This is a genomic window from Empedobacter tilapiae (assembly GCF_004785645.1).
Classification (GTDB): Bacteria; Bacteroidota; Bacteroidia; order Flavobacteriales; family Weeksellaceae; genus Empedobacter; species Empedobacter tilapiae.
The window spans coordinates 37,521-62,185 of the sequence record NZ_SRPE01000002.1 but is presented as its reverse complement, the minus strand read 5'-3'; the positions used below and the strand labels follow the sequence as shown (position 1 = coordinate 62,185).

Here is a 24,665-nt window from a genome sequence, read left to right as displayed (position 1 = left end):
CAACTATTTTAATGCAATTTTAGCTTCAGGACCTTTACGAATGATTTTTAAAACAAGTAAAAGAAAAAGAAGTCCAAGCAGCAAATACAATCCGACAAACCCCAAAAGTGTAAATAACGTATTTCCAGAAGATACGGTAGGTGAAACACCATCTACCATCCGCATCAGATTGTAAACAAGCCAGGGTTGTCGCCCTAATTCTGCTGTATACCATCCGGCTGTGTTAGCTATATAAGGGAACGGAATCATAAACATCAGTATCCATAGTAACCATTTCGTTTTATACAATCTGCCTTTCCAGAGTAAGAAAGCTGCAAGCACCATAATTCCGATAAAAATAGTTCCTAAACCAACCATAATGTGATAACCATAATACAAACCGGGAACATTGGTAGGATGTATTGATTCGTCAAATTCATTCAAACCTTTGATTTCGGCATCCCATCTTTGGTAGGTTAGAAAACTAAGTACATTGGGCACAGCGATTTTATTGTCCAGTTTTTTGTTCTCCATATCCGGCTGACCTACCAAAACGATTTCAGATCCACCTTTTTCAGTTTCAAAAATACCTTCCATCGCAGCAAATGTTGCCGGCTGGTATTTTACGACATTTTTAGCAGCCCAGTCTCCCGTCGGGAAAGCCAATATGACAGAAGAAATCACCCCGAAAACGACACCGCTTTTTACAAAAATCTTCCCAAAGCGACTGTGTCTGTTGCTCAATAAATAAAAAGCTCCGACAGCTGCTACGAAAAAAGAACTCGTTACTAACGAACCCATTTGATTATGAAGATATGAAGGCCACAGCCAGGGATTGTTGAACAGAGCACTAAAATTGTTCAATACAAACTTTCCGTTTTCTAAAATCTCATACCCTACGGGATGCTGCATCCACGAATGTGTAGCGATAATCAGAAAACCACTCGCCCAGGAACCAAGAAAAACCATCAATCCGGAAAGAAAGTGTAGTTTCTGTCCGAGTAGCTTTTCACCAAAAAGAAACATACCCAGAAAAGACGACTCCAAAAAGAACGAAAACATTCCTTCCATTGCCAGTGTCTGCCCGATGATACCGCCTGTGAGTTCAGAGAACTTAGCCCAATTGGTACCAAACTGAAATTCCATCGGTATTCCTGTAACCACACCCATTGCGAAGTTCAACGCAAAAATCTTCATCCAGAATTTTGATGCATTATTGTAATCTTCATTTTTAGTTCTGAGAAACTTCCATTTAAAATAAACAATCATTAAGGAAAGACCCATAGTGAGCTGAGGGAACAAATAATGAAAGGTAATCGTAAAGGCAAACTGTAGCCGATTGTAAAGAATCATGTCTTCCATAAGGAATATTTTAAGCGTTTGAATATCAGGTTTTATTTCCGCATATATCCACTTTTTATATGCACCTGTAAATGTATTTCTAAATTACAAAAAAGATTGTAACACTTGTTACACAATATAGAATAAATAGACATCTGATGATTTTAGTTCTAATTTTTTAGCTTTGTAACAATTGTTACTGCCTGCGTTATCGTGGTATTCTAATTTTGCCGTATCATTTAATCTTTGAATTATGGCAACAGATCTTATAGGCTATTTATTAGCCGTTTTAGTAGGTGTTTCACTAGGACTTATAGGTAGCGGAGGTTCCATACTTACCGTCCCAATTTTGGTGTATGTGATGGGCGTTAATCCTGTATTGGCAACAGCTTATTCCTTATTTGTGGTGGGAACTACATCCTTGGTAGGTGGTGTTCAGAACGCCATTCAGAAAAAAGTAGATTTTAAAACCGTATTTATTTTTGGTATTCCATCTATAATTGCGGTGTACCTAACTCGGGCATATCTGATGCCTTTAATTCCTGATGTAATTTTCAGTATTGGAAACTTTGAAGTTACCAAACCTATTGCCTTAATGGTATTGTTTGCCATCGTCATGATCTTTGCTTCGATCTCCATGATACGTCCTTGTCCGCATTGTAAAGATGCAGATTCAGGTGAAATAAAATATAATTATCCGATGATTCTGTTGGAAGGAACTTTGGTTGGAACTTTAACAGGACTGGTCGGTGCAGGTGGTGGTTTTTTAATTATTCCAGCATTGGTTTTATTGGCAAAAATGCCGATGAAATTAGCCGTAGGAACTTCCTTATTTATCATTGCAGCCAAATCACTTTTAGGGTTTACAGGTGATTTGCAAGGTAATGAAACCATCGACTGGACTTTACTTTCCACTTTTACCGGATTATCGGTTGTTGGTATTTTTATCGGAATCTTCCTTTCTAAAAAAATAGAAGGCAATAAACTCAAATCTGCATTCGGTTGGTTTGTACTGGTGATGGGAATCTATATCCTTATCAAAGAATTATTCTTATAAAAAACAGTCTTGTAACTTATGTTACTGTACAGGTTGTAAGCAGGTTGTAGTTTTGTATCATAAAATTTAAAACAATTAAAAAATCATAAAAAAATGAAAGTAGAACAAATTTATACAGGATGTTTAGCTCAAGGAGCTTATTATATCGAAAGTAACGGGGAAGCAGTAGTTATCGATCCATTACGTGAAGTACAGCCTTATATCGAAAAAGCAGAAAAAGACAATGCCAAAATCAAATATGTATTAGAAACGCATTTTCACGCTGATTTTGTAAGCGGACATTTAGATTTGGCTAAGAAAACCGGTGCAACTATTGTTTTTGGGCCTACTGCAAAGCCCGGATTTGAAGCACACGTTGCCGAAGACGGGGAGATTTTAAACGTAGGAAACATTCAAATCAAAGTAATCCATACACCGGGACATACCATGGAAAGTACTTGTTTTCTTCTGATAGATGAAAATGGTAAAGAAACTAGCTTGTTTACAGGTGATACTTTGTTTATCGGCGATGTAGGTCGTCCTGATTTGGCACAAAAAGTAATTGCTGACTTAACACAGGAAAAATTAGCGGCTCATTTATATGATTCATTGCATAATAAAATCATTCCGTTGGCAGACGATATTATCGTTTATCCGGCACACGGAGCGGGTTCGGCTTGTGGTAAAAATATGAGCAAGGAAACGACCGATACTTTAGGCAACCAAAAGAAAACCAATTATGCTTTGCAACCAATGAGTAAAGAAAAATTCATTGATGAAGTATTAGACGGTTTGATGCCGCCTCCGGGATATTTTCCTGAAAATGTGTTGATGAACATCAAAGGTTATGAAAGTATTGATGAGGTGTTGCACAAAGGAACACAGGCTTTAAGTCCTGAAGCATTCGAAACGGCTGCTAACGAAACCGATGCATTATTACTGGATACTCGTGATGCACAAACATTTTCTAAAGGATTTATTCCAAATTCAATCAATATCGGCATCGACGGAAACTTTGCACCTTGGGCAGGAACATTAATTCCGGATATTAAACAAACCATTTTATTGATTGTCGATGAAGGTCGTGAAGAAGAAATCGTTACCAGATTGGCTCGTGTGGGTTACGACAATACCATTGGTTATTTGAAAGGCGGATTTGAAGCATGGAAAAAGGCAGGTAAAGAAACTGATGCTATCGAATCAATTTCAGTAGATGAACTGGCAAAACGAATGGAAGAAAATCCTGATTTGAATATATTAGATGTACGCAAAAAAAGTGAACATTTTTCAGAACACGTTTTAGATTCCGAAAACATTGCTTTGGATTATATTAACGAACATATAACTGAAGTAAACAAAGACAAAACTTATTATGTCCATTGTGCAGGTGGTTATCGTTCTATGATTTTCAACTCTATTCTTAAAGCCAGAGGATATGACAACCTGATTGATGTTCAAGGTGGATTCGATGCCATTAAAGCTTCAGGAAAATTCAAGGTGAGCGATTACGTTTGTCCGACCACTATGTTATAATCCCAAAAAAGCCGGTATTTAAAACATATCGGCTTTTTTAGTCAGTGTAACCAATGTTACTTTATAAGCTGATTTATGATGGTAAATTTGTATTATAATTTAACCTTTAAGAATAAAATGATACACACGATAGAAGTAGAAAATATAAAATGCGGAGGCTGTATGAACAGCATCAAAACGGCTCTTCAGCAAATGGAAGTTGTGCAGGAAGTCAACATAGATAAAGACACCGAAACCGTAACCATCGAATCCGATTCAGACATAGAACCTTTCATTCAAAAGCTGAATGATTTAGGTTATCCGCAAAAAGGCAATAACTCATTATTAAAAAAGGCAAAGTCTTATGTAAGCTGTGCCGTAGGAAATTTAAAATCTTAAAAATTAAAAATTATGTTTTTTCAACACGTATATGATAAAAGTTTAGCTCAGGCAAGCTATTTTATAGGTTGTCAGGCAAAAGGCGAAGCCATCGTGATCGATGCACAACGGGATATCGATGTGTATCTGGAAATTGCGAAGCAAAACAATATGAAAATCACGCATATTACCGAAACACATATCCACGCTGATTTTCTATGTGGTTCACGCGAATTGGCAGCAGTGACAGGAGCAAAAATGTATCTTTCGGACGAAGGTGGTGAAGACTGGCAATACGCTTTCCCGCACGTAGGTTTAAAACACGGAGATAAAATCAACGTAGGAAACCTGACCTTGGAAGTATTGCACACACCCGGCCATACACCCGAAAGTATCAGCTTTTTATTGACTGACCATCCGGCAACCGACAAACCGGTAATGGTTTTCACAGGAGATTTCGTTTTTGTCGGCGATATTGGCCGTCCGGATTTATTGGAAAAAGCAGCAGGATTAATTGGCACACAGGAAAAAGGAGCCAAACAGATGTACGAATCCATTCAACGCTTTGCCGCATTGCCGGAATACGTGCAGGTTTGGCCGGCACACGGAGCAGGTTCGGCTTGCGGAAAAGCCTTGGGAGCAGTACCAAGTTCTACGGTAGGTTACGAGAAAATCCGTAACTGGGCGTTTCAATATCAGGATGATGAAGCCGGATTTATCAAATACCTGTTAGAAGGTCAGCCGGAACCACCAAAATATTTTGCGACGATGAAACACTTGAACAAAGTGGATCGTCCATTATTGGTTGAAGTGCCGAAACATCCAAAGCTTTCCAGAGAGCAATTTTTGACAGCCTACAACGACGGATTGAAAGTGATCGATGCCCGTGTGAAAACGGATTTCGCTAAAGGATTTATTCCGGGAAGTATCAATATCCAAGGCAATAATTCTTTCTCTACTTGGGCAGGTTGGTTACTGAATTATCAGGAACAATTTATTTTGGTTGCCGACGACAATCAGATGGAAGATCTGACCCGGAAACTAATGCGAATCGGTTTGGATAATATCTACGGATACATTTCTGATGTGAATGATTTAGGTTTGGATTTAGAAACGGAAGACATTATCGATATTGATGAATTCAAATCGTATATCGGAAATCCGGATGCTCAAATTGTCGATGTGAGAGGATTGACAGAATACGAAACCTATCACGTAGAAGGTGCAGATCACGTTTTTGTAGGTACATTACCTGATAATCTAGATAAATTCAGTAAAGACAAGCAAATCGTTATTCATTGTCAAAGTGGTGACAGAGCGACCATTGCACAATCCCTTTTAGCTAAAAACGGGTTCAAAAATGTGAAAAACTATAGTGCCGGAATGAAAGAGTGGATGGAAGTAAATAGTTAATTAAATAATATTAAAATTTTAAAAAAATGGAAAATCAAGTAAATACAATGCCAAGAATTGGCGATATGGCACCCGATTTTGAAGCGGTGACCACTACAGGAGTAATCAAATTTTCAGAATACAACAAAGGAAGCTGGGTGATTTTATTCTCACACCCTGCTGATTTCACACCAGTTTGTACCACAGAAATGACAGGTTTTGCCAACGAAAGCGATTTCTTCGAAAAGCACAACACTAAATTGATGGGATTAAGCATCGACAGTATTCATTCACATATTGCATGGGTAAATGCCGTTGATGAAAAAACTGGCGTTTTGTTCAACTTCCCGATCATTGCTGATTTGGATATGAAAGTAGCAAAGCTATACGGAATGTTGCAACCGGGCGAAAGTGAAACTGCTGCTGTTCGTGCAGTATTTATTATGGATCCGGCAGGAAAAATTCGACTAATTATGTATTATCCTTTGAATGTGGGTCGTAATATGGACGAGATTAAACGCTCTTTGTTAGCACTTCAAACATCCGATGAATACAAAGTAGCTATGCCACTCAACTGGCAACCAGGAGATAAAGTAATTGTAGGTGCCCCAAAAACATTGGAAGGGTTGAAAGAACGTAAAGCCGACACAAGCCTGGAGCAAGTGGATTGGTACCTTGCTAAAAAATCAATTTAATCATTAAGAATAAGGAGATTGGCTTTACGCAAATTTAGGGTCAGTCTTCTTATCATAAATATTTACATCATATGTTAGAGTTATTAGACAAACTTTCTAAAGATAGGTTTTTAGATAAAGATTTTCTTTTTTTGGTTGATGTACGCACTCCTGAAGAATTTAATTCGGGAAGTGTTGACGGTGCCATAAACATACCATTAAGCGTATTGGAACAGGAGTTTTCACAATTTAAAAACAAAGAAAACATTATCGTTTTCTGCCGAAGCGGAGCAAGAAGCGGAAATGCACAAATAATCCTGCAACAACACGGATTTGAAAATGTAGTGAACGGTGGTCCGTGGCAAAATGTACAGCAAGCCTTGGATGAAATATTGCAGAAAAAGTAAATGACACATCACTTTTTCACTCAACGGTATAAATCAAAAAAAGATGCAAAAACAAAGTGTCAAATTCATTCTCATTATTATAATTGGAGTAGTTATGTTAGGAATTTTTAAAAATCTTTTCGGTCAGAAAGACAATACAGAACTAAAAGAAGTACTTACGGACAATGCCTATTTGGTTGATGTCCGTACACCTTCCGAGTTTGCATCCGGAAGTGTAAAGGGAGCTGTCAACATTCCATTAGACAAAATTTCGGGACAACTTTCCAAATTCAAAGGAAAGAAAAACATTGTTGTGTTTTGTAGAAGTGGTAACCGGAGTAGTCAGGCAAAAAGTATTTTAGAAAAAAACGGTTTTCAAAACGTTGTCAATGGCGGTACCTGGCAAAATGTTAACTCGTTAATTTCTAATAATTAAAAAAGCAGACAAATGAAAAACTATTTAAGAGGCTGGAACTTCATGCGGATTATCCGTCTGGTTTTGGGAATTGTGATCATCGTTCAAGGCATTCAGGTACAGCAATGGATGCTTGTTGTCTTAGGTGGATTATTTACACTAATGCCGCTGTTTAATATTGGCTGTTGCGGTGCTGCTGGATGCAATACAACATATTCTACAAGCAAAGCCAAAAATACGGAAGACATTACCTATGAAGAAGTAAAATAATGATGATGCAGACATTTATAAAAAAGAACCTTTTAACCATCATTGGCGTAACAATTGGTGCAATTGCCGGATTTCTCTATTGGAAATTTGTAGGATGCAATACAGGTACTTGTTCCATCACCTCTAATCCAATCAATAGCACGTTATATGGCTCTGTAATGGGAGGTTTGATATTCTCTATGTTTAAAAACAATAAAAAAGAAAAGAATGAAATTTCAAGAAATAATTAATCAGGATAAGCCGGTTTTGGTGGATTTTTTTGCGGTATGGTGTGGTCCTTGTAAAATGCAGGCACCTATTCTGGAAGAATTGAAACAGCGTGTGGGCGAATCTGCATCAATCATCAAAATAGATGTAGATCAGAATCAGCCGGTAGCGGCTCAGTATCAGGTAAGAAGTGTACCCACGCTTATGATATTCAAAAACGGAAAAATCCGTTGGCGACAATCGGGAGTATTCCCGGCAAATGAGCTGGAACGGCTGATAAATGAAAATTTATAAAAAATCCGAAGATGTAATTGTCTTCGGATTTTTTGTGGGCTACTCCTCCAAAAGCTTTTTTAATCCATTAAAGATTTCAGGTAACGAATAATCCCTTCCTCCTTCAATTCCTTGCCGCTATAGCACCTTTCTTATCCAGAATAACGGTCGTAGGTATTGCTCCGGCCAAGTATTCTTTGGGGATTTCGCTATGGGGAACATATACGGAAAGATTATATTTCCGTTTGTTCATAAAAGTTTGTGCTTTTTTATATTTACCATCTACATCTACCATCAGAAAAACAATATCTTCATTCCCGGCAAACTTTGTTTTCAGCTCATTGATGGAAGGCATCTCTTCGATACAAGGCGGACACCAGGTCGCCCAGAAGTTGATAAAGACAACTTTGCCCTTTAGATCATTTAATGCCACTATCTTACCATTTCCATCCTGAAATGTAATACCATTGTCTGTACGAATATCCGTTTTTTCAGTGACTGTCGTTGTTTTTCGCTCCTTGTTATTATGTTTACCATCAACATTAGAACAACCCGCAAGTATAGCAGTTGATAAGACTAAGAAATGAAATGCAAGCATATAATTTTTTTTTGTTCTGTTCATTATTTTTAGTTTACCGCTTATACTATCGAAATTTATACCCTGTTTCCGCCATTTGAGAGAAAGCATTTGTGCCTAAATCTACCGCAATTGAACGTCCGTCCAGTACAGGATTTACTGTTCCTTTTACCTTTAAATATTCTTCTACGGCATCGTGCAAAGTATAATCTTTAATCTCAACATTTTTACCGTTTGGCATACGGCATAACACGTGCAAAGGCTCTCCGGTACGGTTACACGAAGCCATTTTATAGGTTTTACCGAGATCCATCGGTTTGCCTTGAATGGTTACTTCCAGCACACGTTCGCCCATTTCTTTTGAGCTGTCGAACTTTAAGGTCATTCCTGAAAAACGAACCAACCATCCTCCAAATCGTTTGGACGGATCTTTGGCAAACACATTGTTGATTTCCTTTTCCAACCAATCTTTAATCTGTTTTCCGGTTACTTCGCCTATTTTCATATGTTCGTCCACAGGTAACATTCGCCAAAGGTCTTCTTTGGTAATGGCTTTTTTGCCACTTGCATCAGGCACAATAGGCACACCAAAACGAAAACCGTTTGAAGTAGCAAAATCAGCTCCCGATTTCCACAGTAAAGCGTCGGTAATCATATTGTCCATCGGATTTTCGACCACCAGATAGCGGTACATTGGTGTAGTGGTATAGCCCAAAACGCGTTGCATTTCATCTCGATAAGGAGCAATGGATTTTTCTACTAACTTTTGTACTTCGGTATCCGCTGGATATTTTTCCGGATCTACCTCCATCAACTCATAATCGTAACCTATGATTTTCTTATCTTTAATTTTCAAATCCAACTTTCCGACAAACGATCCAAAAGCTCCGGGCTCAACAACGGTCGTGAATTTACCTTTTATCGGCTTTCTAGTGCGTTCGTGCGTATCATTTCCAAATATAAAATCCACCCCTTCTACAGCAGGATTGTTTGCAAGTAACACTTGTTTTGAAATACCTATATGTGCTACCAGAAAGAGCAAATCTACCTGTTGGTTTTCTTTAAGTTCTTTAATCAATTCTTTCAGATTGTTTTCAACTTCGGTAAATTTCAATCCTTTACTAAAACCGGGATTTTGACGTATTGGAACTTCAGGATCGTTATAGGCGATGAATCCCATTTTAACACCTTTCTTTTCGGTAATCCAATAAGGCGGAAAAATCGGCTTTTCGTCGGTTTCGTTATACATATTCGATACGATGACGTTGGTGCTGTAGCCATTCATCACATCCAGCATTATCTGCTTGCCATAGATAACTTCCCAGTTGCCCGGAATCAATAAATCATAATTCATCTGTTGAATCAGAGCTGGAAAAATTTGTCCTTCGGAATGTACGCTTTCTCCGCTTCCTTGTATCAAATCTCCTCCGTCTATAAAAACAATTCCATCAGGATTTTCTTTACGTAGCGATTCTACCAATGTTTTGATGTTGGCTAATCCACCTGCATTTCTAAACACAATGGAATCATTCTCTACAAACAATTCCGGATGCGGATTAAGATAAGCGTGTATATCGGCAGTTTGTAGAATGGTAATCATTTCTTCGCCTTGATTTTGCGTATTGTTGCAAGCGGTCAATAACATCGAGCCCACAATTACTCCTATTAAACTTTTCATCATCATAAATTTTAAAGTGTTATGGTTTTAAAACCTGATTCCTGCAAACCAAAAAGGTAAGTAAAACCGTTAGGTGTAGTTAGAATTGATGAATGGTATTGCGATTTTTTAACGCCTAATTTTTCCATTGCAAACTCGCAAACAACGATTTTAACGCCTGTTTTTTGAGCTTTTTCAATGAATGGTTTTAATTCCGGATTTTCAGCCAAATCCTTTACGACGTCCCCGATAAGAACAATTTCAAATTGTATTTTCGGACTTTTGACTTTGTATTCTTCACCTATCATAACCGATACCATGAAATGCTTAGAGTTCTGAACTAATAAGGCATATTTTCCATTCTTTTTAATGGCATTTTCGACCTGAGATGTTGTACTATTTTGGGCTTTTACATCGTTGAAAAATGAAATTCCTACAAGGAATAGAGCTATTATTATGATTTGTTTTTTCATGTTAAAATTTGTTTAAATGTTATTACTATTTGTTATAAAGACTGAATGATTTCGGATTGTTGAGAATAAAAAACAAAAGACCACCAAATAGGGCAATGTTTTTCCACAGTGGTCCGTGCGTTAACCCGTTTCCCATTTGAATAGTTATCGTTATGGGAATGAGTGTAAGAAACAACATAATGGCTGACCAACGGGTAAATACTCCCAACAAAAAAGCAGTTCCGAAAATAAGGAGTACATACCCCGATAAAATCCCTAAGAAATGTGGATTTCCAAAAAAGGTAGCAAAACTACTATAGTTGGCATTTTGAATACGTTGGGTTACGCCTTCGGGGTGGATAAGATGCGAAAAGCCTGCAATGATAAATATACCACTGAGTGCAATACGCAACAATAAAACGGATAATCCGCTTATCTGAATTTGTTTGTCCATATAATTCTGATTTGATAAATATTAATTGAGAATTGTTGCTGTTTGAAACAGTAAATTCATCAGGGTATCAAATCAAGAATTGTTGATTGCGGATATGGGTAGGAATTTTCTCTTTAAAGAAATGATAATGGTCTAAAATAGGGAAAATAAGATGAGCAACAATCCTGTCTTTTTGTATAAAAGAGAATGGAGGTACGTTTTTTTTGAAAACTTGCTGTTTCTGTTTTTTGTTAGAGTTTATGTAGCTGGAACAGAAAGAAGCACAACCAATTTTAGCAGAATTATTTTTTGCAGACTGATTACTTTCAATATTGAACTGCTGTTTCAGATCTCTTTTTACCGAACACGGAATAGCCAATACAATCGTTAATAAAACGATTACGATCTTTCGGTATGTTGTTAGAAATTGTAACATAATCAACTGAGCACAGTTTAATATGACAACAAAAATAACAAGACCATATTCATTGGTTTGTAACCAATGTTACACATTAAAAATTTCAGATAAACTATTTTTGAAAGAAAAGAATGTGAATTTGAGAATAGCGACTTTACTATTGGCATTTATAGTGGTTTCCTGTAAGCATGCTACAAAGAATGAAAAAGAAATTTCTGCCTTAAAAAATCAGGCTGATTCCATTGCAACAGTATCTCAAATGATTTTATTGCAAAACGTAGCTGGAGCAATACAAAAAGGAGGAATAAATTACGCGGTTGAATTTTGCAACATTCAGGCAATCCCACTCACAGGCAGCATTGCTGAGGATCTTAATGTTTACATCCAACGACTAAGTGATAAGAACCGAAATCCCGCTAATGCAATTAAAACACAAGCAGATAGTTTGGCTTGGAAAAAGATCAAATCTAAGAAAGTAGATTTTATCGAGCAGCATAATAATGGGGAGGTATATTATTATAAACCCATTTTAATAGCGATGCCCACTTGTGTCAAATGCCACGGTGGTAAATCTGATATTGCCGAAAGCACACAAAATAGTATTGCCCAAAAATATCCCGGTGACAAAGCTGTCAACTACAAATTGGGCGATTTAAGAGGTATGTGGAAAATTAAATTAAAGTAATGACAAATAATATATCTATATAAAAGAAAAATATATTACCGACAATTGGAGTTCATCTTGGAATTTTGATGGGTTTTCTCTATTGGAAATTCATGTGATTAAGTTCAGTTAGTTATACTATAACTAAAGAAAATTTTTCAGGATACTATACACAACGTTTAGCAATGTTCTGGAAAGCGTGTAATCCGGAGCATTGCCTATTAGGCTAATATTTGATAAAAACTGAAAAATCAGATTTCATCATAAGGGATTTACCAATTACATGTCTGAAAAGTTTGTTAAGCAGATTGAAAACCTTATAAAAGAATAAGTCTATGGAGAAATACTATAATGAATGTGTTCAGAATTTAGATTATCAAATTAACGAACTGTCTGTTGAAATCGAAGACCGCATGCAATTAGCACAAGAAGTAATCAAACTTCTGATAAAATGTTTAGCTGACCTAAAACAAGAAGTAATGAAAAGTGGTTTTAAAGATGAGGAAGAAGAAATATATTTCTTTAAAAAGCTAAAACCCATTATACTTTCTAAATTGATTTGTTACAACGCCGTTTTTAAGATTGAGGCTAAAAAACCGTATGGTGGAAAGAAAGTGTTAGATGAATATTTCAGCGCTGAATTAACAAAGCTTAAAAGATTTTATGACAACAATAAAGAATTTTATAGTTATTATAGAACAAACAGCTCGTATCTTGACCATAAATATTTTGTACGTGGAAATTATGATATAGTTTTAAGTTTGGACACATTTTATTTTGAAACGGATCACAGCTTTTCTACATCGCACGATTACAAAGTAGCCAAAATTTTAGCGAATGACAGAATACAGGTATTTCTTGAAGAGCAATTAAACAACAATAATATTACAAATAGAACTAACGATATCTCCTTAAATTGGACAGGAAGTAAAGTAGCTTTAATTGAATTGATATATGGACTAAATGCTCAAGGTGTTCTGAATAATGGAAACGCTGATATTGTTGCTATTGTCAGATTTTTTGAAAGATCCTTTAATGTTGATTTAGGCGATTTTTATCATACGTATATGGAATTGAAATCCAGAAAAATAACCCAAACAAAATTCCTTGACAGTATGCGTGAAGCTCTGATTAGGAAAATGGACGAACAGGATGAGAGGTAATTACAGTACACCTCTCGGTAAGTGAATACCTTTTGTCCGCACAATACTCTCCGAAATGTCAGGGGATTTTTTTTGTTTTTCAGAATGTTCTTCGGGTTCGTTTTTCGTTTCTTTCATAGATAAATGTATCTTTCGCTCAACGGAAGCCAACTCCGTTTTAAGTTCGCTCAATCGGCTCTCTTTGCTCCACGTACCATTAAGCACCTCTTGCAGAACAGGCAAGTCATTTTGAATTTCGGCAATTTTCTTCTGCTCCAGTTCAATGTAGGCAGGCAGTTTTTCCAATGCGTTGAGGAAATTCATAGATGCCAATTTCTCATCTTTGGCAATGATACCATTGTTGTAGGTATATTTGATATTGCCCTCGCCTCGTACCAAAAATCGGTTTACCCGAATATCTAAACCTTCTTTTTCAGATATTTCGGTTTTGACCAACAAGGCAAATCCGTACAAACTACCGATTTCTTCATACTGACCACCAGTTCGAGATTTATCTGCAAGTTGGCTAAGCTTTGCACCGATTTGTTTAATATCCGCATTGAGTGTTAAGCCGTCCAATTGCACAGGATTTTCGATTGTACCGTCCGAACGTTTTTGGATACGCCCTTGCAGATTATTCCAATCAAGGCTCATACGGTCAAAGCGGGATTGAGCTTTATGAAGTTCAGCCGTATAGTCTTCCAATTTGTACTTCGCACTATATCTTGAACGGTTAAATGCCTGTTTTTCGCTTTCCAATCCTGCAATCTGTTTTTCTAATTTGGCTTTATCCAACAGGTCGGTATTTCCCGAAAGGATAGCCACATATTCCGAAAAATTCATTCCTGATTTTTCGTCCATACTGCCCTCGTCAATAGTCCGTTTGCCGAGATTATTGTTTTTTAATTGGTCAATGAATAGCTGTTTATTGTACAACAGGTTAAACTTATAGCTATCCAATGATTTTTCTACAGCATAGATAATCACATCTACTTTATTGTCGGCAAAGAATTTGGCAATCTTATTGCCTTTTCGGACTGCCCGACCGTCCCTTTGGGCAAGGTCACTTGGTCGCCACGGTGTATCTAAATGATGGACGGCAACGGCTCTTTTTTGTGCATTCACACCTGTACCCAACATACTTGTAGAACCGAACAGCACACGTATTTTACCCTCGTTCATTCCTTTGATAAGCTCCTTACGCTGCTTGTCATTTTTGGCTTCCTGTATAAAACGGACTTCGTGTGCGGGTACGCCGTGGTCTTCTACAAGTTTGCGTCTGATTTCGGAGTACATATTCCATTCGCTAGGCTTGTAGGTTCCTAAATCTGAAAAAACGAACTGCGTTCCTTTCTGTGCATTGTATTGGTTGTAATATTTAGCAATAGTTGCAGCACAATGCGAAGCTTTGCTATCGGGATGGTCTTCATATTTTCCATTTACCATCCGCATATCGAGTGACATTTTGCGGGCGTAATCCGTAGCAATGAGCATCTTCGCCTTTTCTTCGCTTTGCGACAACGGTGGTCTTCCGAGCAACTCGGCATTTCCCGTTTTTGCAAAATCCATCAATTTTTGAATAAATGCAGACTGGTCTGGAGTGGGCGGAATATTATACAATATCTCATTCTTATTCGGTCGGTCAATGCCTATATCCTTTGCGGTTCGGTAATCTGTTATTTCCGAGTAGAATTGCGCCAGCTCCGGCACTTTGATAAAGTAGCGGAAACGCTCTTTTGCTACAATGTTGTTAGCAACCGAAAATTCATAATCGGTCGTTTTCCTTGCATAAATAGCTGCCCACGCATCAAAAGAGTGAATACCCTGTTTTTCTATTGCCCGTGGTCGCAGGTACTTAAATAGCAGATACAGTTCCGTCAGCGAATTACTGATAGTTGTACCCGAAAGGAAAGTTGCTCCCATATCCGCATTGATGCGTTCCTGAATGGTACGAATGGCAAAAAGTAGGTTCATAGCTTTTAGGCTTCCGTCAACATTACCCAATCCCGCAACTCTTGAATGCCTTGTGTTAAACATCAGATTTTTGAATTGATGGCTTTCGTCCACAAACAAATGGTCAATGCCCATCATCTTAAAATCAACCACATCATCTTTGCGGTTATCAATATCGTGTTGCAAGGTTTTGAGCTTCACTTCGAGGTTTTCTTTTCGCTTGATTACTCCTGCAAGCATTCCTCTGGTAATTTCTTTACCTTGCGATTGCAGCGCATCGAGGTTTCGTTCTACGCTATCTAACTCGATTTGGAGAATTTCCTTTTGCATTTCGGGCGATTGCGGTATCATTCCGAATTGGTCGTGTGTGAGAATAACACAATCCCAATCGTTGTTTTTAATATCGCCAAAAATCCGCAGACGTTTTTGGGGCGTAAAATCTTCTTTGCCCGGAAACAGTATTTTGGCGTGTGGGTAAGCGGTGCGGTAGGCTTCGGCAATTTCGTGAACATTGCTTTTCAGCCCGATAATCATCGGCTTATGGGCCAATCCCAAACGTTTCATTTCCTGTGCTGCGGTACACATCACAAGGGTTTTTCCTGCACCTACTTCGTGGTCACAAATTGCCCCGTTGTTCAGCTTTATCATCCAAACGGCATCCTTTTGGCTTGAATACAGGTCTTCAATGCCCAACGCCTTACGGTCTAAGCCCGGAAAGTCCTGATGGCTTCCGTCATAGTTCGGTCGGACGAAGCAGTTAAACGTATCGTTGTATTGGTCGGTAAGTCTTGTCTTAAACTCACCATTTTGGGCATGAAGCCATTCGGTAAAGGCGGTACGGATTTCATCAATCTTGGTATTCGCCATTTGTATGGCTTCCATATCCCGCACCTTGACCTCTTGGTCGCTAACCGTAATTTTTTTGGTAATATCAGGCGTGGTATTGACAAGGGCGTGTTTGAACAGGGCAATCCCATCAAACGTCCGGCTTTCAGCTTTGACAGCATATTTCTCCCATATATGCAAATTCTTACGGTCGCACTTTACGGAAAAGTCATCGGAGCTTTCAGAGTAATGAACGAGTACGTCCGTATCAAAAAGATGTGAAGCAAATCGGGCATAAATACCTGTGGGTATCCAGCGTTCGCCCAAATTAAAATCGAGTTCCTCAAATTCGATACGCCTTGGTCGGGCTTCTTCTATGACTGTAAGGCTTGCTTTGGCTTCGGCATCATCGGGATTGCGTTCGAGATACGCTTTGACCTCTTGGGCTTTCTCTACTACATTCCCTGCAATCCAGCGTTCGGATATTTCATATTCCTGTTGCAGAGGATTGTAGTAAATACGACCGTGCAATGCTTCTTTCAAAGCATCGTCCGTCATACCGCTGATTTCGGACATATACTCCAAATCCACGCTTCCGTATTTGTTCAGCGAAGCCGCTAACGCTTCTTCGGGATTGTCCGTTGCTATTGTTAAGGTGGAGAAACTTACAGGACGGCTGAATATATCCGCTTTGTGTACCACGCCACCAACGACACGTTCCAAATAAGGGATTTCCTTACCTGAGCTATCCGTTTTGATGAGCTTGATATTATCGGCACTGTTGAGATTTCCGTACCTTTTGACAAAGGCATCGTAAAGGCGGTTAAGCGTTTCCCTTTCTTCCTTGTATTCGGTCTGAAACTTTGCCTCTTTATTATAAAGGTCTTGGTAAACATCACGTACAGCAATGTACGCTTCGGCTCTTGCTTTCTGTAAGGTCGGTAAAGTTAAAGGGTGGAAAACTGCCGTACCGTCTGATGTATCTACATCTTGCAGATAACCGACCCAACCATTATCCACAACAAGACAATCGTTACGGTGGTACGATTGCAGTTTGCCACTATAAGGGGCAGGTTCGGGAATGGTATTGGGAACGGCTGGCTTATCAGCTTGGCCATTCCCGTTTATTTGTGAAAACAGGTCGCCGATAGCTTCCTGTTTTTTACCGTTATTAAATGTATTTCCATTGGTAGCTCTATTAATAACAGGGGGCGTATAAGGTTGCTGCATCGCACTGCTGAACAGGTCAGGTTGGCGACCTATTGCACCTCTTCTTTTGTTGGTGCTTTGCCTTTTAACTTGTGTCGTTCTTTTGGGCGGAGCAGCAACCATTACAGGTTCGTCCGCATTTTCAAACAAGTCGAAAATGCTTAGTTGCTTTAATTCCTGCGGACTTTCCCGATTGATTATAGGAGCAGATAAAGATTGTATTTCCGGTTGAATGGTTACAGATTCGATAACCGGAGGTGTAACCTTTGGTGTTGGTGTAACAGGAACTTGTAATACAGGCTCATCGTTTAGTTCGCCTTTATATAAATTCAAATTCAGGTGCTTTCCAAAATCTTCTGAAAGCATTTGTTTGAGGTCTTTGGCAATGCTCTCAACGCCTCCTTTATGCGTATAGATTAGGGCAGGTTGTCCGTAAGGGTCGGTATCTAATTTGCGGTCGGTATGCACAATTCTTGTGCTGTCCTGAAAGAGTGCATTGCCCGGAGTATTATATTCCGTTTGCCTGCTTTGGCAAAACAGTTCTTCCGCTTCGGTCAAGTTTTGTTTTGCCGTATTCTTTTGCAGGATAATCAAATCACTGCCGACTTCCGTTCCTGCATATTCCGTAAACAGGTTGTTGGGTAAGCGGACAACCGAAACCAAATTATTATCCTGCATCAACACCCTGCGTATCGGTTCGTTCTTTGGGCTGTTGAGAATGCCCTGTGAAGTAATGTAAGCTAGCAAACCGCCCTCACGGAGCATATCAGCACCTTTCAGAAAGAAGTAATTGTGTATGCTTCGGGCTGCCTGTACTTTTGCAGTGTCCTTGCTTCGGGAATAGGAAAGGTCGAATACTGAAGTATCGCCAAACGGAATGTTACTTGCAACGACATCATAACTGTTTTGTTCCTTTTCGGAAATTTCCTCAAAACCACTTACACGGATATTGCTTTCGGGATAAAGCTGTTTTAAAATCTTGCCTGTCAGCAAGTCTTTTTCATAAGCGGTAACATTTGCCGATTGATTTTCCGAAAAGGATTGTATGAATGACCCTATACCTGCGGAGGGTTCAAGGAATTTATCAATGTTCAGACCGCTTTCACGCAAAGTTGCGGAAATCGCATCTATGACCTGTGGCGGTGTATAAAAAGCCGTCAGAACAGAGCTTTTCATACTATCTATATACCTGCGGTATTGCTTTTCGTCTTCGGAATTTTCCTTTAGTAGTTGGTGGAGTTCCTGCGTGATCGGGAAAAGGTCGTGTTCGGTTTTTCTCCAATTATTGATGTCTATTTCGTTCGCTATGGGGTTCAGAACGAATTTAAGACCACCAAATCCGCTGTATTGCATCATCGACTGTCTTTCGCCTACGGTGGCTTGTCGTTTCTCCTTTTCCAGTTTAAAAGCAATTCGCAGGGCATCAATGTTCTGTTGGAGATGTTGCTTCTTACTGAAGCCCATTTTCTTCTATCCATATTGCGATGGTTCCGGTTATTTCGGTATAGAGTAAATCAAACTCATAACCGTATGCGAAGTCATCAGTTAGTTCATAGCCGGAGAAAACAGGCTCACAAACAGGAAAAATTTTCAAGGCAAACGGTCGCAGTTCCTCGTCTGCCATTATGGTATCAAACTCGTTGCATACCACCTGAAACACGGTATCGAATTTGGAGAAGTGCAAGCCCTCAAAAAGAATGTAATTGGCTATTTCGTTACATTGCTCAATAGTATTTCTCGAGCGAAAAGCACCCTCGTAAGCATTGGCAGCCCACGATGAACGTTGTTCTATAAATTTTTGGTCGTTTGCTTTTTCGGGGAAGCTGGTATTTAATAATTCTTGCAGTCGTAACCTGAAATATGATAGGTCTTTTTGTTGTGTGTCCATATTGAATTTTATTTAGAATTTTTGCCTGAACCATAAATTTAGAGCAGGCCGCATAAGCATTTACGGAATTGGAATGGTTTGGCGTTGTGAGGTAGGGTTTGGCGTGTTAATCATTTAAACTGTTAATTGTAGCAAAGAATTATATTGGAAGAGTATGTTTTTTTTATATATATTTGCACCATAAAAGGAAATGGTGTTCTTCCTTGCCCAACCGCTTTAAAAAAGCTGATGACGCCTGATTAATCATTAATTACTATCAATTAATCAGGTATATTATGTCAAAAATTCAGCGTTCCCTTCGTAAAGCGGCATTTCTTCAATTCAAAATATTTTTCAGAAAATATCCTGCACTACCGTATATATTAAAATGGCTTTGCATCAGTTTAGTTATTGGTCTTACCGTAGGTTCAGCATCGGCAGGTTTTCTTATTTCACTGGATTGGGCTACCAATTTCAGAGAAAGCCACCAATGGCTCATTGCGTTGCTTCCAGTTGGTGGTTTGCTTATCGGACTTTTGTACTATTATTATGGTAAAGATGCCGAAGCAGGTAATAATCTTTTGATAGACACCATAAACGAACCTCAGAAAGTAATACCTTTCCATATGGCTCCGTTTGTTTACCTAGGAACGATTGTTACACATTTTTTTGGCGGTTCGGCTGGACGTGAAGGAACAGCTTTGCAAATGGCGGGAGCAATCGCAGACCAATTTAGCATACCTTTCAGGCTTTCCTCCACAGATCGAACTATTCTTATTATATCAGCAATTGCGGCAGGTTTTGGTTCTGTTTTCGGCACACCGTTGGCCGGAGCGGTATTCGGTTTGGAAGTATTTCTAATTGGTCGTCTTCGTTACAATGCCATATTCCCAGCCTTTGCATCAGCCATTTTTGCTGATTGGACTACTCGTTTATGGCACGCAAAGCATACCCATTATCATATTAGCATTATACCTGAAATTGATTTTCTGCCAGTCTTATACAGTATTATAGCTGGTATCGCTTTTGGTCTCTGTGCTGCCACCTTCAGTAAAATTATTCACTGGACAACAAATCAATTCAAAAAACGGATAACTTTTCCTCCACTACGTCCTTTTGTAGGAGGTATTATTGTAGCGTTGGCAGTGCTGGCTGTTGGTACTACAAAGTATATTGGATTAGGTATTCCTACAATTGTTCAGTCATTTGAAGTGCAATTGCCTCCATACGACTTTGCTGTAAAAATGGTTTTTACTATAATAACACTTGCAGCAGGTTTTAAGGGAGGTGAAGTCACACCATTATTTTTTATCGGTGCAGCTTTGGGCAGTGCTTTGTCTATCGTCATTCCTTTACCGGTAGGGTTATTGGCAGGTATGGGCTTTGTTGCCGTTTTTGCCGGAGCGACCAATACACCACTGTCCTGCATGCTGATGGGAATTGAGCTATTCAGTGCAGAATGTGGTATTTATGTAGCTATTGCCTGTGTGGTGTCTTATCTTTTTTCAGGACATAATAGTATCTATGGCAGGCAGAAAATCGGCGAACCCAAACACAGTCGTTTTAGCAATTATTTAGATAAGACCGTTTCTAACCTAAAATAAAATTCAAAGCTATATGGAACAGTACCAGTTATTAAGGATTTATTTTAAATACGGTCAAAAATCCAAAAAATTGTCCTTTTGGCAAAAGCTGTGGAATAGCAGTTTAAGCGATCAATTACTCAAGGCTGCCAAAGCGCAAAAAATACATCATGCAAATATTTTCATTGCCAGTGCAGGTTATCTGAACGGTGGAAATATAGTATATAATGTATCGGAACTGCCGCCACCCAAAAATACCGCATGTCTGGAACTGATAGATGAAGAGCTAAAATTACAAACCTTTCTGAAAGACAATGAAGCGGAAATCCAAGAGGCTATAAGCATTTTGATACATCCCGAAATACAACTGATAAAATGATAGATAAATTAAAAAACTTCGACACCCAGTTGTTCTTCTGCATCAATGAAAAACATAATGCCTTTTTTGATGTGGTTATGTATTGGGCAAGTCATAAATGGTTTTGGTTGCCTTTATACCTAACCTTGGCTATTTTTTTGGTAAAGCTGTATGGAAAAGCTAGTATTTATATTCTTTTAGCCATTGGTATGGTAATAACGCTCTCCGACCAAATATCTTCATCGGTTATAAAGCAATGGGTACAGCGTCCAAGACCTTCACACGAACCAGACTTGCTTCCATATATACATTTGAGCAAGGCAGGTCCCGGCGGTATGTATGGTTTTGTGTCCTCGCATGCAGCAAACGTAGCGGCTCTTACCATTTTTCTGATTTTACTTTTACCTCCTCGCTATAAATTATTAAAAGTAGCCATCGTTTCTTGGGCTTTGCTGGTCTGTTATAGCCGGATTTATAACGGGGTTCATTATCCCCTGGACATAATTGGCGGCATACTTGTAGGCATATTTTCCGGATTTACTGTTGCTATATTTGCAAAAAGAACGTTTATCAAAAAAGAGTATTAAGATGGAAAAAAGTATTTCAATATCAGAGTAGATGAGTTATGAAAAGCCTTCAACTGTGGTCATTCTAAATTATTAAAGAAGTTTTGGAGTTACGAACATTATAAGTTTTGTTGATTTAGTATTTGGAGCATTTTACCAACCTCAATATCCATTCTCGAAAAGGCAAACCATTTCTTGCCCAGGTCTTTGAGTGATGCTCCGATATGGTAAAGTTCCTCATTGTCAATAATCATAAATCGGTCGTGGGCATCGGAGAAAACCTCAATTTCAATGGGAGGATATTGGCTGTTGTACCGTTGTAAATCCAGCCGTAACTGATTACTGATGCTTTTGGTATAAATTGTTACGATTACATTGTCATTCCGTTTTCCCAATAAGGTCAGCACTGTATCATCCACATAATTATCCAGCAGGATAATGGAGCTTTTAGCATTACGAACAATGTCCGATATAAAGGCGTAGGCATCAAAAACCTGCCCATTGTAGAAAACCCCTTTTTCACTGTGGAGCTTATCGCTTTCCATAGCCTTAAAAATCTCTTCAAATTTTTGGTCAGCTTCTAATTGTTTCAGTTCAATTTTATCCAGACGATGAAAAAGCGAAGCATTGCTCATTAGCATTCTTCGCATTTCAACAAAAGCGTTCATAATCTCAATGCTGACCTTTATAGCTACCGTTGAACGGAGTACCGAAGCCAGCATCGCAATACCTTGTTCGGTGAAAACGTAGGGCAGATAACGCCTGCCACCATAATTCAAACTTGAGGTCACAAATTGTGACCTCAAGTTGATGGCATCAAATTCCTCCTGTGCCAATTGGAAACGAAAGTTTTCAGGGAAACGACCTGCATTACGTTTTACTGCCTGATTGAAGACTTTGGTTTCTACCTGATAAATACTTGCAAGGTCGTTGTCGAGCATCACTTGTTGCCCTCTTACAGTATAGATTTGGTTTTCTATTTCCTTGCTGGTAATGATAAGTTTATTTTTCATCACTTTTTGTAGCTTTTATTTTGGGCAAACTCAAAAGAACTTTCGGCATTTTCATTCAATACGATATAAGCATCGAATTTTTTTCCGGCTTTGCTTTTCATTCCTTTGATAAGCGAAGTTTTTCTTTTATTGATGAGGTTTTCAATATCGGTTATGCCGATTTGTACGCCACACACATTTCGAAACTGTACCCAATTACAAACCCCATCAGGACACTTTACTATTTTATCACGGATAATGAGTTGCTGGCTTTTGCATTTCGGACAAATAAGTTTTGGCAAGTTGTTTTGGGCAATGGAAGTCTGCAACAGTTCATTGGTAATAGATGAGGCGTAATTTTCCATTTCTTTTTGAAATACCCTTGCATCCGCTTCATTGTTCTCGATTTTCTGCAATGCGAGTTCCCATTCGGCTGTCATCGCAACGTCCGCAATTTTTCGGTCTTTTACCAACTTGTAAACCTGCAATCCTTTTTCAGTTGGTATTAAAGATTTCTTTTCCCGTTGGATATAATTTCGGGTAAACAGGGTCTCAATGATGGAGGCTCTTGTAGCCGGAGTGCCGATACCGATGTTTTGCAACGCTTTCCGTTCGTCTTCATTTTCTATTTCTCTTCCAGCACTTTCCATAGCCGATAAAAGTCCTGCTTCGGTATAAAGTACAGGTGGTTTGGTTTTCTTTTCGAGAACGGAAGCTTCTTTTATTTTGAGTTCATCTCCTTTTTTCAGTTCGGGTAAATCCTGTACAGGCTCAGTATCATCGTCGGAGAAATTCCCTTTGATGGAACGCCAACCAGGTTCAATTATCTTACAGCCTTTTGTGGTGAAATCATAATGCAATGACTGTAAAGCAACATCGGTTATCTCCTTGATGCAGGCTTGTGAAAGGGCTTCGAGCAATCGAAAGGCAATCATATCATAAACGGAATTTTCTTTTGCATTCAGTGCTGAAGGAATTTTATCTGTAATCAACAAACCGTGGTGGTCGGTAACACGCAAATCGTTCACAATACGTTTATTGAAGCGACCCCATTTCATTTTTGTAATCGCTTGTTTGCAGTTTTCTCTGTCCTGTAAAGCCCTTACGAGATTGGGGATTTCTGCCCACATATCCTCAGGAATATATTTGCTTCCGGTACGTGGATAAGTGATAAACTTCTTTTCGTAAAGGTTTTGGGCAATATTTAGGGTTTCGTCAGCAGAAAGGTTCAGTTTTTTGTTCGCTTCCTTTTGCAATCCTGTCAAGTCAAACAACAAAGGCGGTTGTTCCGTAACGCTTTTGGTTTCTACTGATGTAATTGTTGTAGTTCCGCTTCGTTGAATGGCTTTCAGCGTATCAACGGCAAGTTTTTGGTCTTCCCATTTTGTTTTGGAAATACTTTTAAAATCTATCAACTCTTTATTATGCGATAGCTGTATCTGCCAATAATTCTTAACCTTGAAATTCCTGTTTTCCAAATAACGTTTGCATATCAAAGCTAAGGTAGGCGTTTGAACTCTTCCGAGGGAATAGATACCATTTCCTGCGGCAATGCTCAATGCTTGTGTAGCATTGATACCTACCAGCCAATCGGCACGGCTTCTACCTTGTGCTGCTTGGTATAATCCGTCAAATTCTTTTCCTTGTTTTAGGTTTTCAAATCCTTGCTTGATGGCTTTTTCGGTCAACGAACTTATCCAAAGGCGTTCAAACGGTTTGTTGCATTTCAGGTATTCGTAGATGTAACGAAATATCAATTCGCCTTCACGGCCTGCATCGGTTGCCACAATTATGCTCTCGCTTTTATTGAAAAGCTGTTCAATAATTTTTAGTTGCTTTAACGCTCCTGTATCGGCTGTATAGCCTTTATCTTTTTTTACTTTCCGAACAGTTAATAAAAAAGGATTGGGTAAAATTGGTAACGCTGTTTTATCAAATCCTGAAATTCCATAATCTTCGGGCATTCCCAACCCTATTAAATGACCGAATGCCCAGGTAACAAAATAGCCGTTGCCTGTAAGGTAGCCATCCTTTTTATCAGATGCACCCACAAGTCCTGCTATTTCCCTTGCTACGCTTGGTTTTTCTGCAATGATTGTTTTCATA

At 38.7% G+C, this 24,665-nt stretch carries 25 protein-coding genes and 1 riboswitch; of the genes, 15 read left to right on the top strand and 10 right to left on the bottom strand.

The annotated features are described in order from the left end of the window. Window positions 1-3 precede the first annotated feature (3 nt). Window positions 4-1,341, bottom strand: a complete 1,338-nt coding sequence (locus tag E4J94_RS02265; RefSeq protein ID WP_135834279.1) for a cytochrome ubiquinol oxidase subunit I — start codon at window positions 1,339-1,341, stop codon at window positions 4-6. A 232-nt stretch (window positions 1,342-1,573) separates the two neighbouring features. On the opposite strand from E4J94_RS02265, the gene E4J94_RS02260 reads away from it, so the two are divergent. From E4J94_RS02260 to trxA, 10 genes are all read left to right on the top strand, one after another. After that, the gene (locus tag E4J94_RS02260) at window positions 1,574-2,377 is read left to right on the top strand and encodes a sulfite exporter TauE/SafE family protein (protein ID WP_135834278.1); all 804 of its coding nucleotides are present in this window, start codon (window positions 1,574-1,576) and stop codon (window positions 2,375-2,377) included. 93 nt (window positions 2,378-2,470) lie between these two features. Then, complete coding sequence (locus E4J94_RS02255; protein WP_135834277.1) at window positions 2,471-3,889, top strand: MBL fold metallo-hydrolase; 1,419 nt, start codon at window positions 2,471-2,473, stop codon at window positions 3,887-3,889. Window positions 3,890-4,006: 117 nt separating this feature from the next. Then, window positions 4,007-4,267 carry a heavy-metal-associated domain-containing protein gene (locus E4J94_RS02250; protein WP_135834276.1) on the top strand — a complete coding sequence of 87 codons (261 nt, stop codon included), beginning with the start codon at window positions 4,007-4,009 and terminating at the stop codon, window positions 4,265-4,267. Between the two features lie 12 nt (window positions 4,268-4,279). Beyond that, window positions 4,280-5,659, top strand: coding sequence for an MBL fold metallo-hydrolase (locus E4J94_RS02245; RefSeq protein WP_135834275.1), 1,380 nt, complete (start codon window positions 4,280-4,282; stop codon window positions 5,657-5,659). 26 nt (window positions 5,660-5,685) lie between these two features. Further along, window positions 5,686-6,333, top strand: coding sequence for a peroxiredoxin (locus E4J94_RS02240; protein WP_135834274.1), 648 nt, complete (start codon window positions 5,686-5,688; stop codon window positions 6,331-6,333). Between the two features lie 71 nt (window positions 6,334-6,404). Next, window positions 6,405-6,719, top strand: a complete 315-nt coding sequence (locus E4J94_RS02235) for a rhodanese-like domain-containing protein (protein WP_135834273.1) — start codon at window positions 6,405-6,407, stop codon at window positions 6,717-6,719. A gap of 43 nt (window positions 6,720-6,762) precedes the next feature. Beyond that, window positions 6,763-7,134: a rhodanese-like domain-containing protein gene (locus E4J94_RS02230; protein ID WP_135834272.1), complete on the top strand. Its 372-nt coding sequence runs from the start codon at window positions 6,763-6,765 to the stop codon at window positions 7,132-7,134. Between the two features lie 12 nt (window positions 7,135-7,146). Further along, window positions 7,147-7,383: a hypothetical protein gene (locus E4J94_RS02225; protein WP_135834271.1), complete on the top strand. Its 237-nt coding sequence runs from the start codon at window positions 7,147-7,149 to the stop codon at window positions 7,381-7,383. A gap of 5 nt (window positions 7,384-7,388) precedes the next feature. Further along, window positions 7,389-7,613: a DUF6132 family protein gene (locus E4J94_RS02220; protein ID WP_221411276.1), complete on the top strand. Its 225-nt coding sequence runs from the start codon at window positions 7,389-7,391 to the stop codon at window positions 7,611-7,613. Beyond that, window positions 7,591-7,884: a thioredoxin gene (trxA, locus tag E4J94_RS02215; protein ID WP_135834269.1), complete on the top strand. Its 294-nt coding sequence runs from the start codon at window positions 7,591-7,593 to the stop codon at window positions 7,882-7,884. Before E4J94_RS02220 ends, trxA begins: the two co-directional genes overlap by 23 nt. Window positions 7,885-7,987: 103 nt before the next feature. Here trxA and E4J94_RS02210 read toward each other — a convergent pair whose 3' ends face one another. From E4J94_RS02210 to E4J94_RS02190, 5 genes are all read right to left on the bottom strand, one after another. Beyond that, window positions 7,988-8,485 (bottom strand): TlpA family protein disulfide reductase, encoded by a 498-nt coding sequence (locus tag E4J94_RS02210; RefSeq protein ID WP_221411275.1) that lies wholly within the window; start codon window positions 8,483-8,485, stop codon window positions 7,988-7,990. A gap of 22 nt (window positions 8,486-8,507) precedes the next feature. Then, window positions 8,508-10,118 (bottom strand): bifunctional metallophosphatase/5'-nucleotidase, encoded by a 1,611-nt coding sequence (locus E4J94_RS02205; protein ID WP_246034236.1) that lies wholly within the window; start codon window positions 10,116-10,118, stop codon window positions 8,508-8,510. Between the two features lie 11 nt (window positions 10,119-10,129). Beyond that, window positions 10,130-10,570, bottom strand: a complete 441-nt coding sequence (locus E4J94_RS02200; protein WP_135834267.1) for a DsrE family protein — start codon at window positions 10,568-10,570, stop codon at window positions 10,130-10,132. Between the two features lie 25 nt (window positions 10,571-10,595). Further along, complete coding sequence (locus E4J94_RS02195; RefSeq protein ID WP_135834266.1) at window positions 10,596-11,003, bottom strand: DoxX family protein; 408 nt, start codon at window positions 11,001-11,003, stop codon at window positions 10,596-10,598. A 67-nt stretch (window positions 11,004-11,070) separates the two neighbouring features. Continuing rightward, window positions 11,071-11,418: a hypothetical protein gene (locus tag E4J94_RS02190; protein WP_135834265.1), complete on the bottom strand. Its 348-nt coding sequence runs from the start codon at window positions 11,416-11,418 to the stop codon at window positions 11,071-11,073. Between the two features lie 22 nt (window positions 11,419-11,440). Here E4J94_RS02190 and E4J94_RS02185 point away from each other — a divergent pair, with 22 nt between their 5' ends. Next, window positions 11,441-12,085 (top strand): Tll0287-like domain-containing protein, encoded by a 645-nt coding sequence (locus E4J94_RS02185; RefSeq protein WP_135834264.1) that lies wholly within the window; start codon window positions 11,441-11,443, stop codon window positions 12,083-12,085. A 314-nt stretch (window positions 12,086-12,399) separates the two neighbouring features. After that, window positions 12,400-13,227: an RteC domain-containing protein gene (locus E4J94_RS02180; RefSeq protein WP_135834263.1), complete on the top strand. Its 828-nt coding sequence runs from the start codon at window positions 12,400-12,402 to the stop codon at window positions 13,225-13,227. On the opposite strand, the gene E4J94_RS02175 is transcribed toward E4J94_RS02180, so the two are convergent. After that, complete coding sequence (locus E4J94_RS02175) at window positions 13,228-18,657, bottom strand: N-6 DNA methylase (RefSeq protein ID WP_135834262.1); 5,430 nt, start codon at window positions 18,655-18,657, stop codon at window positions 13,228-13,230. Beyond that, on the bottom strand, window positions 18,644-19,081 hold the full coding sequence (locus E4J94_RS02170; protein ID WP_135834261.1) for a DUF1896 domain-containing protein: 438 nt from the start codon (window positions 19,079-19,081) through the stop codon (window positions 18,644-18,646). The genes E4J94_RS02175 and E4J94_RS02170 overlap by 14 nt, the downstream gene beginning before the upstream one ends. Window positions 19,082-19,258: 177 nt before the next feature. After that, window positions 19,259-19,326, top strand: a riboswitch (Fluoride riboswitch). A gap of 30 nt (window positions 19,327-19,356) precedes the next feature. On the opposite strand from E4J94_RS02170, the gene E4J94_RS02165 reads away from it, so the two are divergent. Genes E4J94_RS02165 through E4J94_RS02155 form a run of 3 tightly spaced genes read left to right on the top strand, consistent with a single transcriptional unit; the run spans window position 19,357 to window position 21,588 of the window. Further along, the gene (locus E4J94_RS02165; RefSeq protein ID WP_135834260.1) at window positions 19,357-20,664 is read left to right on the top strand and encodes a voltage-gated chloride channel family protein; all 1,308 of its coding nucleotides are present in this window, start codon (window positions 19,357-19,359) and stop codon (window positions 20,662-20,664) included. Window positions 20,665-20,677: 13 nt separating this feature from the next. Next, entirely contained in the window at window positions 20,678-21,022 is a 345-nt protein-coding gene (locus E4J94_RS02160; RefSeq protein ID WP_135834259.1) for a hypothetical protein, read from the top strand. After that, window positions 21,019-21,588: a phosphatase PAP2 family protein gene (locus E4J94_RS02155; protein WP_135834258.1), complete on the top strand. Its 570-nt coding sequence runs from the start codon at window positions 21,019-21,021 to the stop codon at window positions 21,586-21,588. The genes E4J94_RS02160 and E4J94_RS02155 overlap by 4 nt, the downstream gene beginning before the upstream one ends. Window positions 21,589-21,686: 98 nt before the next feature. Here E4J94_RS02155 and E4J94_RS02150 read toward each other — a convergent pair whose 3' ends face one another. Continuing rightward, complete coding sequence (locus E4J94_RS02150) at window positions 21,687-22,580, bottom strand: ORF6N domain-containing protein (protein ID WP_135834257.1); 894 nt, start codon at window positions 22,578-22,580, stop codon at window positions 21,687-21,689. Next, window positions 22,580-24,664, bottom strand: coding sequence for a type IA DNA topoisomerase (locus tag E4J94_RS02145; RefSeq protein ID WP_135834256.1), 2,085 nt, complete (start codon window positions 24,662-24,664; stop codon window positions 22,580-22,582). The genes E4J94_RS02150 and E4J94_RS02145 overlap by 1 nt, the downstream gene beginning before the upstream one ends. Window position 24,665: the final 1 nt, after the last annotated feature.